This is a genomic window from Natronorubrum halobium (assembly GCF_051351675.1).
GTDB lineage: Archaea > Halobacteriota > Halobacteria > Halobacteriales > Natrialbaceae > Natronorubrum.
In genome coordinates this window covers 4,350,288-4,362,872 of sequence record NZ_CP195595.1, presented here as the reverse complement: position 1 = coordinate 4,362,872, position 12,585 = coordinate 4,350,288, and the positions used below count along the sequence as shown (strand labels likewise).

General features: G+C 61.8%; 12 protein-coding genes and 1 pseudogene. 5 read left to right on the top strand and 8 right to left on the bottom strand.

The genetic code is table 11. The annotated features are described in order from the left end of the window. Nucleotides 1-731: 731 nt before the first annotated feature. The 6 genes and pseudogenes from ACSFC7_RS21765 to ACSFC7_RS21740 all read right to left on the bottom strand — a co-directional run bounded on the left by ACSFC7_RS21765 (nt 732) and on the right by ACSFC7_RS21740 (nt 5,585). Complete coding sequence (locus tag ACSFC7_RS21765; RefSeq protein ID WP_436344896.1) at nt 732-1,091, bottom strand: nucleic acid-binding protein; 360 nt, start codon at nt 1,089-1,091, stop codon at nt 732-734. Beyond that, the gene (locus ACSFC7_RS21760; RefSeq protein ID WP_436344895.1) at nt 1,088-2,275 is read right to left on the bottom strand and encodes a thiolase C-terminal domain-containing protein; all 1,188 of its coding nucleotides are present in this window, start codon (nt 2,273-2,275) and stop codon (nt 1,088-1,090) included. The genes ACSFC7_RS21765 and ACSFC7_RS21760 overlap by 4 nt, the downstream gene beginning before the upstream one ends. Before the next feature lie 94 nt (nt 2,276-2,369). Continuing rightward, nucleotides 2,370-2,612: pseudogene (locus tag ACSFC7_RS21755) on the bottom strand (SDR family oxidoreductase); the annotation flags it as partial. Between the two features lie 134 nt (nt 2,613-2,746). Beyond that, entirely contained in the window at nt 2,747-3,328 is a 582-nt protein-coding gene (locus ACSFC7_RS21750; protein ID WP_436344894.1) for an HTH domain-containing protein, read from the bottom strand. Further along, entirely contained in the window at nt 3,315-3,503 is a 189-nt protein-coding gene (locus ACSFC7_RS21745) for a MarR family transcriptional regulator (RefSeq protein WP_436344893.1), read from the bottom strand. The genes ACSFC7_RS21750 and ACSFC7_RS21745 overlap by 14 nt, the downstream gene beginning before the upstream one ends. Before the next feature lie 1,908 nt (nt 3,504-5,411). Continuing rightward, nucleotides 5,412-5,585: a hypothetical protein gene (locus ACSFC7_RS21740; protein ID WP_436344892.1), complete on the bottom strand. Its 174-nt coding sequence runs from the start codon at nt 5,583-5,585 to the stop codon at nt 5,412-5,414. 98 nt (nt 5,586-5,683) lie between these two features. Between ACSFC7_RS21740 and ACSFC7_RS21735 the strand changes: the two genes are divergently transcribed. Further along, nucleotides 5,684-6,394: an HAD family hydrolase gene (locus ACSFC7_RS21735; protein ID WP_436344891.1), complete on the top strand. Its 711-nt coding sequence runs from the start codon at nt 5,684-5,686 to the stop codon at nt 6,392-6,394. A 46-nt stretch (nt 6,395-6,440) separates the two neighbouring features. Then, nucleotides 6,441-7,082, top strand: coding sequence for a class II aldolase/adducin family protein (locus tag ACSFC7_RS21730; protein ID WP_436344890.1), 642 nt, complete (start codon nt 6,441-6,443; stop codon nt 7,080-7,082). Nucleotides 7,083-7,776: 694 nt separating this feature from the next. On the opposite strand, the gene pyrE is transcribed toward ACSFC7_RS21730, so the two are convergent. After that, nucleotides 7,777-8,304 (bottom strand): orotate phosphoribosyltransferase, encoded by a 528-nt coding sequence (gene pyrE / locus ACSFC7_RS21725; protein ID WP_436344889.1) that lies wholly within the window; start codon nt 8,302-8,304, stop codon nt 7,777-7,779. A 174-nt stretch (nt 8,305-8,478) separates the two neighbouring features. Between pyrE and ACSFC7_RS21720 the strand changes: the two genes are divergently transcribed. The 3 genes from ACSFC7_RS21720 to aglJ all read left to right on the top strand — a co-directional run bounded on the left by ACSFC7_RS21720 (nt 8,479) and on the right by aglJ (nt 12,186). Further along, nucleotides 8,479-9,465, top strand: coding sequence for an alpha/beta hydrolase (locus ACSFC7_RS21720; protein WP_436344888.1), 987 nt, complete (start codon nt 8,479-8,481; stop codon nt 9,463-9,465). A 280-nt stretch (nt 9,466-9,745) separates the two neighbouring features. After that, a complete protein-coding gene (gene aglM, locus ACSFC7_RS21715) occupies nt 9,746-11,035 on the top strand; it encodes a UDP-glucose 6-dehydrogenase AglM (protein WP_436344887.1) in 1,290 nt (429 codons plus the stop codon). A gap of 134 nt (nt 11,036-11,169) precedes the next feature. Then, the gene (gene aglJ, locus ACSFC7_RS21710; RefSeq protein WP_436344886.1) at nt 11,170-12,186 is read left to right on the top strand and encodes an S-layer glycoprotein N-glycosyltransferase AglJ; all 1,017 of its coding nucleotides are present in this window, start codon (nt 11,170-11,172) and stop codon (nt 12,184-12,186) included. A gap of 15 nt (nt 12,187-12,201) precedes the next feature. Here aglJ and ACSFC7_RS21705 read toward each other — a convergent pair whose 3' ends face one another. Next, the gene (locus tag ACSFC7_RS21705) at nt 12,202-12,528 is read right to left on the bottom strand and encodes a hypothetical protein (protein WP_436344885.1); all 327 of its coding nucleotides are present in this window, start codon (nt 12,526-12,528) and stop codon (nt 12,202-12,204) included. Between the last annotated feature and the right edge of the window lie 57 nt (nt 12,529-12,585).

Genomic DNA, 12,585 nt, shown 5'->3' with positions numbered 1-12,585 from the left:
TCTCGGTCAGACACATCCTGGTTATCTTCCTCGTCAAGCATTCGTCAGGGTAAGCAAGATCAGCGTGAGTTTTAGGGCGAACCCCGCCAGAGACTCGATACCGCGGTCATTGGCGAAGAAGAAGAAGGAACCTTGGACTCCAAAGACGCAGCCACGGGTGATGAGAATGTCGGTGGGAAGCCACTGCCGAGATGGACGAACTCAGTGAACCGTGGACCGAAGACGCTGTTGGCAACAGCACCCAATAGATAGCTTTGCTATCGGTGCCAGTGGGGTTGATAACCTGATCACTTTCTGCGGAGATCACCAGAACCGCTAAAACGGAACACACAGAGCACAACCCACGGGATCAGCTAGTTTGTCAGCATGGCTCGCTCTCTGGTTGTTCGCCATCAGTGCGAACGGTGCGGTCGATAAGCTGCGACGGCGTCCCGCTAGCCTGGATAATGTCGAACGCCGTCATGAGATTAGTCCGGGACAGGAGGCCGACGAGATCCGCCATTCAAGACCTTTTTCTTGTGTCGTAGCACCCACTGGGACGCTCCACGAACTCGGTTGTCGCCTCCGCCTCGGCTTCCTCCACTCGTCACTGCATTCCGTTTCCGTATATTCTCCGCATCGGGCATCCGTCACTGCTGGCTGCGGCAGGTATATCCTATGCGAGGAGGCAACTCGCAGTCTGATTACAGGGAGGATGGGTGACGGCCAGATACTGGCAGTTCAGCGTGTTCTCAGATAGGGTTGAAGCGGTAGCCGTCCCAGTTCTGGCTCTCTGGCTCTCTGATGCCTTCACCCGGTTCGCGGAGTTCGTCGACGGAGACCGGCTCAACTGCGTCGCCCGTCTCAACGTCGCCGGTGGTCAACTGGCCGATTGTACGGACTGATTCGCCGTCGATCTCGAACTCGACGATCGCGAGCGTGTTCGGTTCGCGGACGCCGGGCGGTGTTGCCGTACTGGTTGTCCAGGTAACAACCTCAGCGGTGTACTCGCTGAGGTCAATCGTGTCCACCGGTTCTGCGCCGCCAGGGCCACGCGGGTGACCGGGGTAACTGATCGAACCGTCCTCGTAGCGCGTCGCTTCCATCGTCATCGTGCTGCCTCCATGATAGTGGTAATAACACAGTTTCCAAAACCGCCGACGTTACAGCACAGTCCTACGTCGGCCGCAACTTGACGCGGACCGGCCTCGCCGACGAGCTGTTCGTAGATCTCGACGCCCTGAGCGACGCCGCTTGCGCCCAACGGATGCCCCTTCGATTTGAGGCCGCCGGACGTATTGACCGGCAGTTCGCCGTCCTTCTCTGTGTAGCCGTCTTCGACGAGTTGCCAGGCTTCGCCCCGCTCGGCGAAGCCCAGCCCTTCCATCTGCAGGAACTCCAGAATCGTGAACATGTCGTGCAGTTCCGCGACGTCAATATCACTGGGTCCGTAGCCGCTCATCTCGTAGGCGCCCTGGCCGCTCTCGACGACACCGCGCATGACGGTCGGATCCTCGCGCTCGTGGACGACGTGAGTGTCAGTCGCGCCATCGACACCCGCGATCACGGCGTACTCGTCGGTGTACTCCTGGGCAATCGATTCCGGGCAGAACAATAGCGCGGCCGAGCCGTCAGTGATTGGGCAGAAGTCGTACAATCGCAGGGGATCGGCCACGATCGGCGACTCGAGAATCGTCTCAACGTCGACTTCTTTCTGGAACTGCGCGTTGGGGTTATCGACACCGTTTCGATGGTTTTTGGTAGCAACCTGGGCAAGACTCTCTCGTGGCGCATCGAACCGCTCGAGATAATGGCGCGCCGTCAGTCCGGCGAACGACGGTAGCGTTACGCCGTGTTTGTATTCGACGGGGTGGCCGACTGAGGCGATGATATCGGTCGTATCACCGGTCGTCTTGTGGGTCATCTTCTCGCCGCCGACCAGCAGTGTCATCTCGCTTGCGCCGCTGATGATCGACTGCCAGGCGGTGTAGATGCCGGCGCCACCGCTGGAACTCGTCTGATCGACGCGCTGGGTGTAGGCCGGCATCGCGTCGAGATCGTGCGCCAGCGCGTTCATCACACCTGTCATCCCTTCGAACTCGCCGCTGGCCATGTTCGAGACGTACAGGTGGTCGACCTCGTCAGCGCCGACGCCCGCATCTTCGAGACACTCGATTCCGGCCTCTGCCAGGAGGTCCAGGATCCACGCCTCACGCTGGCCGAACTGAGTCATCGAGGCGCCGATCACCGCCACACGATCAGTCTGTCCGTCCGCGGATTGGTGGCGAGTCGTCATTCGCACTCCCTCTCGAGTGGTAGCAGGGAGTCCTTGGGCTGTATCGCCCAGTTAGCGGAGTGCTGTCTACCCGGCTCTTGGAACACCGTGCACCTCATAGATCGATCCCTCCGTTGATGTCGATCACTTCGCCGGTGATATAGCCAGATTCCTCGCTGGCGAGGTAGCGGACAAGCCCGGCGATCTCGTCCACGCTGGCGAACCGTTCAAGGGGGATGTCGGCGCGGAGCTCGTCCTGAATGTGGTCAGGAAGAGCTTCGACCATTTCTGTTCGCGTGAATCCGGGTGCGATGCAGTTCGCCGTCGTTCCCGTCCCCGCCAGTTCGAGCGCGAGCGCGCCGTACCGCCCCAGCTCTTGGGCGATGCCGCGTCCAATCCCACGTGAGGCGCCGGTGACGAGACACGTCTGTCCTGCAAGCGGCTGGCGAGTCGGCTGTTTCACGTCGGCTGGCCGCTCGGTGAGCTCCGCTGTCATTGCTGGCCCTCCAGAGGTGACCGTCGATCGGCCTGTGCGTCCCGTGTGACCTTCTCGTCTCCTTCTGTTTCGACTGCAGTGAGCCAGTCGTCGACAGTGTATGTTTGCTTGTCACCCGTGGGAGATTGTTCCGAATATGGAATGACTCCACGGAGTGTTTTTGTGTCTGTCGTGGTGCCGTCCTCGTAGAGGGCCAGCGCCACGAGGGGGACCCGTCCCTGCTCGCGCAGTTCAGCGGGTCCGAGTGGTGATGGCGGAGTCTCCTGCTGACGGAACGCTGGCTCAAGCGAGTACCTATCTTGCTTGGCCCAGCGGTTAAACTCGGCCACCAATTCTTGTCTCGTCGACTCGTGCGTCTCGTTCGTCTCGGTGGCTGCGTGGTATTCCGGCGGCCAGGGAGAAACCTGACAGTTGGTGATGTGTCCGTGGTCACAGAGGCGCTGCAGGCGCTCGACGATAGTGTCGATCGTCTCGGCGATGGCCGTGGGCACAGTGGACCGGATGTAGCAGTTGACCTTGAGGTTCTCCTGTTGACCGACAGTGGGGGTCGGAGAATTCATGAATTTACTGGATGGCATACCCATCCTCCGTCTGCTGGACGAGATCCTTCGTGACAAGCGTCTCAAGGACGGCGAAGAGCGTGAGTTTGGACAGTCCCACTAACTGCTGGAGATCAGTCGCTGTCGCCTCCTCCGCGATATGGAGAGCGAGATAGACAAGTTTGGCCTGGGCTGATGCAAGTTCGTCCGGCATCGTCAACCGTTGCTCATTGGACGGTTTACTCGTGGACATCATATCCCAATGCCACGACCGGCTATATAAATTCAGGGTGAGAGGAAGACACATACTTTTGTGGAAACCAACAGAGGGAACTACGATAATAAAATAGTATTACCAAGGAATATCAAAGGACAAAAAGATTATTGTATCTTATAGAGACAGTTTGACCAGGAATTTTCCCTCGGTAAGAACGTCAGTCTATGGCAAATCCAAGGCAGTATATTTCAGCTACGATCTCTTATACTACATATATATTTGACTGAGAATTATGATCGGAAGAGTACAGAGCTATGAGTTAGCCCGATATGATGTCCACGAGTGGCCGCCATTGGACGGCCAGCCGTGCGCAGGTCCAGACACAAGATCTGGATCAACTGCATAGTAATCACATGGATTCAAAGGGGAAATCCGTGACTCCAACATAATTGGGGATGTCCGGTATCTTTCGAGCGTAAGCTGTGATAACACTCTATGTTTCCAATGATAATAGGGCGGTAAGAGCCCTGTTGACCCCACCAGAGGTAAGAGAGACATCCGTTAATAGCACGGAGGGATTGGAAAGCGAACGCTTCCGACAATATCCTCGTTCTGAATGTATTAAGCTGGGAACTGACGGAGGGTCGGAGAAACGATCCCTGTGAACCGACGCAATTCCAATCTCTAGATTCGGATACTGCTCTCAGCATTGGCTCCTTTAGCCGAAGATGTTATCCAAGGCTGGGTATTTCTCGATGAAGGGGTATCCCGTCAATCTTGTAGTTAATAATGGCGTCAGACTGACCAAGAATACGTCCGCAGATCTTCCACAGAGCAGGAGTCCAGAACCAATCTGCTTGCTGTAAGCGGCTCTGGACTACTAACCGACAAGATCTGATATTAACGTGCTGTGATCTCCAATCTTACTATTCATCAATCCGGTGCTCCCGTCAGCGATGGCGTAGGAGTCGGTCCAGTGGTCGACCTAGCCTTTTCTCGGTTTTTGGCAAGACGAAACCGATGCGCTAGACTCAGTAATCTCATGAGCCGCCGCTCGATTTATGTCTGAATTTGTGAACAGACCTCATGAGCTCGCAATCTGTGAATGAACTTCTGCTCATGAGAGAGACGGCGATAATCGCCTACCGCTGCCGCCTTTCCTGTGGCAGTGTCGATGCGATCACGAAAAGTAACGAGCCGGCGGTGGAGAAGTGCTGACAATCGGCTTGTCATGTACAGCGCGTAACACGCCAGTTGAGAATAACTGTTCACAATGTTAAATTAGACAGTCTTACCCACAGTATCGGCCTAGCGCTCAAGGAACGTCTCCGTCTCTCCACACGTGTCGCTAGTCTACAGTTCATCCAAAATTTATAATATCGGTGAAGTAACCAATGAGTTGTCCTGCTTAAAAATAAGCAGACGAAGCCTACGATTTGGATCCGAATGGGAGCACGTTTCTACGGCCCTTCGGCCCTGGGTATCTGCGGTTCACGAACCTTACTTCCGCGAGATCCGGTACTGAGCCTTCTCACTCGACCTCCACGGTGGACGAGTTACTCAAGACGCTCCGCGAAGCAGAAGAGGCGAAAGAGCCGATCTTCGTCCACAACGGCCAACTCCCTAACTGAAGCAGCAGACACAACAAGCTCAGCTCCCCGCAGGCAGCGTGACTACCGCTACTGGTTAGTTGCTATCTTTCCGGACAGGAACGCCGTAATCAATGCGAATATCCGGTGTGCTCGGTGACTCCTGTGCGGAGACACCGTTCCAATCGACGACGCGAACATTCGCCATCTGGCCGGAGAACTAGAACCGATTGACCCGGTTTCGATTGCTCCCTCTGCTGTCTGTTCTGAAATGATCGTTGCTTCCTCACACGGATAAGAACCGGCCTCGCCCGCGTCAGAACTGGTCGATCGTCGTGGCGATCGTCTCGTCGCTCCCGATCTCGTTCTCGAGTTCGGCCGGATCCGATGTGGGAAACGTCAGTACCGGGTCGTCCTCGGTGACGGTCTCGACGAGTCGCCCGAATTCGGCGAACACGCCGCCGTCCTCACCGGCTCCGTTATCTGGCACCACGCGCGTGCGAGTCTGCCCGACCGCTCGGATCGATACGTGTGTCACACGCTCGTTCGGACCGATACTCGTTTTTCGCTGCCCCGTGATATCGGAGTATGACCGTCGATGCCGTTCTCTTCGACTTCGACAACACGTTCTACCCCTATTCGCCGTGCAATCAGGCGGGGAAGGACGCGGCCCGCGAGGTCGCTCAGGATCTCGGTTACGAGTTCAATCAAGAGTCGTTCGAAGCGTTCTACCAGGAGGGACGTCGGGCGATAAAGCGCGAGGTCCCCGGCACGGCAGCCTCTCACGAGCGGTTTCTGTACTTCAAATACGCCCTCGAGCAGCACACAGGCCGTCCGCAACCGACCGACGCGCTCGCGCTCGGCGAGGCCTACTGGGAGGCGTACATCGAGGAGATGGCGCTCTTCCCCGGCGTCGAGGAAACCCTCGAGACCCTGCGCGAGCGCGGAATCGACGTCGGCATCGTCACGAATCTCACCACACGGATCCAACTCGAGAAACTGGCGGCGCTGGGACTCGAGGATTCGATCGATCTGCTGCTGACCTCAGAGGAGACGGGCCAGGAGAAGCCGGGGTCGGCCATGTTCACGCTGCCCCTGGCGCGACTCGAGTGCTGTCCGTCGCAAGCGGTGATGGTCGGCGATAACGTCGAAGCGGACGTCGTGGGTGCCAACGCCGTCGGCCTGGAGACGGTGTTGTTCAATGCTGACGTCGACGAGGACGACGACCCGCTCGAGGGCCACCGAGCGCCCGACCACAGGATAGATGCATTCGGCGACCTAACGGGGGTGGTCGAATGAGCGTAGCGAATTCGAGTACGCCGGAGCTCGCTCCGGAGGTGGTACTGTGATTCTCGAGAGCCAGCGACGACAGGTGGTCGAGCACGCGCCGGACCTCGCGGCGCTGACGCCCGGCCGGACGGGCAACCTGAGCGTTCGCGATGGCAATACCGGCGACGCCTTCGCCGTCACGCCGACCGGCGTCCCCTACGACAGTTTCGACGCGGAAGACACCCCGGTCGTCGGCGTCGACGGCGAGCACCGCGACGGAGAGATGGCGCCGAGCAGCGAGGTGCCGATGCACGCCGCGATCTACCGACGGGAAGACGTCGGCGCGATCGTCCACACCCACTCGCCCTGGTCGACGGCGATGGCGGTCGCCCACCAGCCGCTGCCCCCGATCCACTACATGATCGTCGCGGTCGGCAAGCGCGTGCCGGTCGCCGAGTACGCACCCTACGGCACCGACGCGCTGGCCGCGAACATCGTGAGCGCGATGGACGACGCCGATTCGACGGCGACGTTCATCGAGAATCACGGGTTGGTCGTGACGGCCTCGGATCTCGAGACCGCCCTCGAGAACACCCATCACGTCGAGAGTCTGGCTCGGCTGTACCTCGAGACCCGCGCGGCTGGGCTGGAACCGGAGACGCTCTCGGACGAACAGCTCGAGACGGTGCTCGAGAAGTTCGAGTCCTATGGGCAGTAATTTCGAGTACCAGTCTCGTATCGATTCACACGCGGGAGAACGATACGATCGTGAACACCTCGAAAGCCCCCGACGGGATTGAGTCGGGGGCCTCGCTGCGCTCCGCACTCGCTTCGCTCGCTGTGGTGCTTACTCTGCGAGACGCTGCACGTCTCGCTTCCCCCTCGCTCGCTTCGCTCGCGAGGACGTCGTCCGCCTTCCTCGACCAACGGGAGAGCGTTGCTCTCCCGAGCATCGCGAACGCGAGGGCGTTCGCTCAACCCGTCGGCCCCTTTCAGTCCCACCCACCGCAGCCTCGCCCTCCCCAGCCGACTCGCTCGTTCCCCTCGGTCACTCACTCGCCCCTCGCGGGTCAGCGAGTCGTTCTCGCGGTCGCTCGAACGACTCGCCAGCGCGCCATACGGCCGAGAACGCGGCTCCGCGCACCTCGCGCGGAGTCGCGCGATCCGGGGGAAGGCAGGTACGGCCGAGCGTGGTCCTGGCGGACTGAAAGGGCGAAGCAGGCTCGCGCTGTAAGTGAGTCGCTCAGGCGGCTCTATCCGAACGCAGTGAGGATATCCGTCTGAGCGACCGCGAGCCTGGGGAGGGCTTTCTGTGACGTTTTCGACGAAACGTGATCGACAGTGACTCTCCGCAGCCGCAGTGTCGCGCGCTATTCACGCGAGACGTTCACTACTCAACGGGCGAACGCAGACTAGTCCCGGTCGGCCAGCAGGTCGCTCGCGGTGACGAGCGACTCCATCTCGACGCCGGCGTCCTCGACGTGCTCGCGGCCGCCCTCCTCGCGGTCGACGACGACCAGCGCGCGGTCGACGGTCGCGCCGGCCTCGCGGAGCGCCTCGATGGCGTCCACGAGACTGGTGCCGGTCGTCACGATGTCCTCGAGCACCACGACCTCCTCGCCCTCCTCGAGTCGGCCCTCGATCAGGTTCCCGGTGCCGTACTCCTTGCGCTGCTTGCGCGCGATGACGTACGGAACCCCGGCCGCGACGCTCGTTGCGGCGGCCAGCGGGACGCCGCCGAGGGCGACGCCGCCGAGTTTGTCGTCCGCGCCGACGCGCTCCGCGAAGGCGTCGGCGACGGTCTCGAGGCAGTCGGGATCGGTCTCGAAGAGGTACTTGTCGACGTAGTACTCGCTGGTGCCGCCGTGGGAGAGTTCGAACTCGCCGAACTGGACGGCCTCCGCCTCGCGCAGGGCGTCGATGAGTGCCTGGTTCGTCATTGCTCGAAGGGGCGCACCGAACCGAAATAAGCGGTGTGGAACGGCGCGGTGGCGAGCGCGGCGGATCGGCGCGGGTCGCGATCGAATGCCGGCGACCCGAAACCCGTCCGTCGCCGTCGACCTGCCCCCGCTGCGGACGAAGCTTTTTGTTCTCTTCGGTGAGTGTAACGAGTTATGACAGCATCTCGCGCACCCGAACCGCACCCCGACGTCAAGACCTTCCTCGAGATGTACAACTCCCTCGACACGCCCTCGTTCGACGAGGTCTCGGCCGAAGAGGCGCGCCGGATGTTCGACAAGATGCAGCTCGGCGGCGATCCGGTGGTCGACCTCGAGTCCGTCGAGGATCGCACCATCGACGGTCCCGACGGCGAGGTACCGATTCGGATTTACGACCCCGGAACGGTCGGCGATGCGAGTGCCGGTACTGACGCCGACGGCGGCCGACCGCTGATTCTGCACTTCCACGGCGGCGGCTGGGTCATCGGGAGCATCGAAACCCACGATAATACGTGTCGCAAACTCGCCAACGACTCGGGCTACCCCGTCGTCAGCGTCGACTACCGGCTCGCGCCCGAACACCCGTTCCCCGCCGGCCTCGAGGACTGTTACGCCGCCCTCGAGTGGGCGGTCGACGCGGCGCCCGACCTCGCGGCCGATCCGGACCGGATCGTTCTGGCTGGCGACAGCGCGGGCGGAAATCTGGCGGCGGCGACGGCGCTCCTCTCCCGGGACCGCGGCGGCCCCGAGATCGCCTACCAGCTACTCGTCTACCCCGGGACGGGCGACGCGACCGAGACGGACGCCTACGAGGAAAACGGCGAGGGGTACGTTCTCAGCGCCGACGACATGAGCTGGTTCCGCGAACAGTACCTCGCGCGCGAGATCGATCGGGGGAACGTCTACGCCTGGCCGCGACTCGCGAACGATCTCTCCGGGCTGCCGCCCGCGACGGTGCTGACTGCCGGATTCGATCCCCTCCGGGACGACGGAGCGGCCTACGCGAAGCGACTCGAGGACGCCGGCGTTCCCGTCATCTATCGCAACTACGACGACATGGTCCACGGCTTCTTCGGCATGATCTCGGAGCCGGTGAACCTCGACCGCGCCCACGCGGCCCACGAGGATGCCGTGAGCGATTTACGGCGCGCGCTCGAGTGACCCGCCTCTCGGTCGCTTCCGTCACACCAAGCGGGAGTTACGGATCGTCAGAATCGCCGTCGTCTGGCTCTCGCGACGAGTACCGAACGAGCGCCCAGCTTTTGGCGGCGGCCGAGCAGCATGATTGCGAAAGCCGGAATCAGTACGAACGTCTCGATTATCGCCGTTCTACGGCGTACCCCGTCGTGTCTCGTGTAGTTGCCGACGCTCGAAGGACGCGATTCGTCCGGGGAACGACCAATCCAAAACCATCTAACGACGGGCGTACATCGCTTACAGCATGCACGTTTCTATCGTCGGCAGCGGCTACGTCGGAACGACCGTCGCCGCCTGCCTCGCGGATCTCGGCCACGACGTGATCAACATCGAGATCGACGAGGAGATCGTCGAGACGATCAACGCCGGCGAGGCCCCGATTCACGAGTCGGGTCTCGCGGACCGCATCGCCGAACACGCGGGGACGAACCTCCGGGCCACGACCGACTACGCCGAAATTCGGGAGACCGACGTCACCTTCCTCTGTCTGCCGACGCCGCAGGCCGACGACGGGAGCCTCGATCTGGCGATCATGCGGGCCGGTTCCGAATCCCTCGGGCAGGCGCTCGCCGAGAAAGCCGGCGACCACCTCGTGGTCGTCAAGTCCACCGTCCTGCCCGGAACCACGGAGGACGTCGTCGGACCGATCCTCGAGGAGGAGTCCGGAAAACGGATCGGCGACGGCCTCGAGCTCGCGATGAACCCCGAGTTCCTGCGGATGGGAACGGCGGTCACGGACTTCCTCGAGCCGGACAAGGTCGTCGTCGGCGCGACGAGCGAGGGGGCTGCAGCGACGTTGCGGGACCTCTACGAGCCGATCCTGGCGCGCGACGAGACGGATCTCGTCGAGACCGACATCCGGGAAGCGGAACTCATCAAGTACGCCAACAACGCCTTCCTCGCGTCGAAGGTCTCGCTGGTGAACGAACTCGGAAACATCGCCAAGGAGTACGGCGCGGACGCCTACGAGGTGCTCGAGGCGGTCGGCCTCGACGACCGCATCTCGGATCGGTTCATGCGCTCGGGGCTGGGGTGGGGTGGCTCCTGTTTCCCGAAGGACGTCGACGCCTTGCGGGCCGGCGCGCGCGACCAGGGCTACGACCCCGCGCTGCTCGACGCCGTCGTCGCGGTCAACGACGCCCAGCCGCGGCGACTCGTCGACCTGCTCGAGAACCACGTTCCGCTCGAGGGCGCTCGGACCACGGTGCTCGGGCTCTCGTTCAAGCCCGGCACCGACGATATCCGCAAATCGCGCGCGTTGGACGTGATCGAGTACCTGCAGAATCGCGGCGCGAGCGTCGTCGCCTACGATCCGGTCGCGATCGAGAACGTCCGACCCGACTACCCCGAGGTCGAGTACGCCGACTCCGCGGCCGCGGCGCTCGAGGGGGCCGACGGCGCGGTCGTCGCGACCGACTGGCCCGAGTTCGACGACCTCGCGTTCGACGGGATGGTCCGGCGGGTGGTGATCGACGGCCGTCGGATCGACGTCGACGAGGACGACCTCGAGGTCTACGAGGGCCTCACCTGGTAGCCGTTGAATGTCTCTGGTAACGGTAAACACGTCTGACACGACCGAACGACCGTCATTCGAGTTGATATGCTGCTAATAAACGGCTTACTGCTCAATCAGTACGCTTTTGCGGTCACGGACGGGAATGCTTCCCGATGGAAGATGACGCGGTTCGCGCGGAGTCCAGTATCTCTGTCGGCGACGGAGAGGTCATTGCTATGAGCCGCGAGACGCGTGAGATCCGCGCAGAGGATGTCTGTATCCTCATTCCGACCCTCGACGAAGCGGCCACGATCGGCGACGTCATCGACGGCTTTCACGAGGAGGGCTACACGAACGTCTTCGTCGTCGACGGCGACTCGAGCGACGAGACGCGCGAGATCGCCCGCGACCGCGGGGCCCACGTCCTCGTCCAGTCCGGCGACGGGAAGGGGCAGGCCGTCCGCGAGGCGCTCGAGTACATCAACGTCCCCTACGTGTTGATGCTCGACGGCGACGGGACGTACGATCCGGCCGACGCGGATCGGATGCTCGAGCCGCTCTCGCAGGGGTACGACCACGTCATCGGGAACCGTTTCGCGGAGATGGACGACGACGCGATGAAGGCGCTGAACGGCTTCGGGAATCGGCTGATCAACAGATCGTTCCGGTTCATTCACGGCGCCGACTACGACGACATCCTCTCGGGGTACCGCGCATTCACGGTCGATTCGTTCGAGCGGCTCGGACTCGATTCGGACGGCTTTACGATCGAGACGGAGCTCGCGGTCGAGTGCGTCAAACACGGGATCGAGACGGCGGTCGTTCCGGTCAGTTACGGCGCCCGACCCGAGGAGTCGGAGACGAACCTCCACCCGCTGAAAGACGGCGGTACGATCATCCTCGCGCTGTACTCGCTCGCCAAGACGAACAATCCGCTCTTCTACTTCGGCAGCCTGGGCGCCGCCGGTATCGGCTCCGGCGGTGTCGTCGCGTCCTACGTCCTCTGGCAGTGGGTGCAACACGGGATCGGCCACGAGATTCTGGCGATGGTCTCCGCGGCCGCGATCCTGCTCGGGGTTCAGTTGCTCATGTTCGGCGTCCTCTCCGACATGCTCGTCACGCTCCACCGCGAGCAGCGGCGCCGTCTCGAGCAGATCACGCGAAAGTCTCGAGAGCGAGACGACGAGTAGTGGCGGTCGGGTGAGTTAGAAGGGGAACATCGAGCGGACCTGCTGGAAGACCCCGCCGGAGTTGTTCCGACGGTGCTCCTCGAACGGTTCGTGGAGTTGATTGAGCAGCTCCTGGCGGGAGCGAAACTCCGCCGTGGGGACTCTTTCGAGCATCTCGCCCAGCGCGACGGTGTTACCGTGGACGTCGTAGGGGATCTGTTCGTGACCGAGTTCCGCCGCGACGTCGTCTTTGCTCGCCGGAAACGAGAGATCGGCGTGTCTGAGTCGTGCGTCGACGGCGGCAATTCCGAACTCGACGCTCTCCGGTTCGTCGTCTCCGCCCGAGGGTGGCCGGACTCCCATACCGACCCGTAGGGAGTCCGATAGCAAAACCGCTACGAAGACTCGCGGAGAAAAACG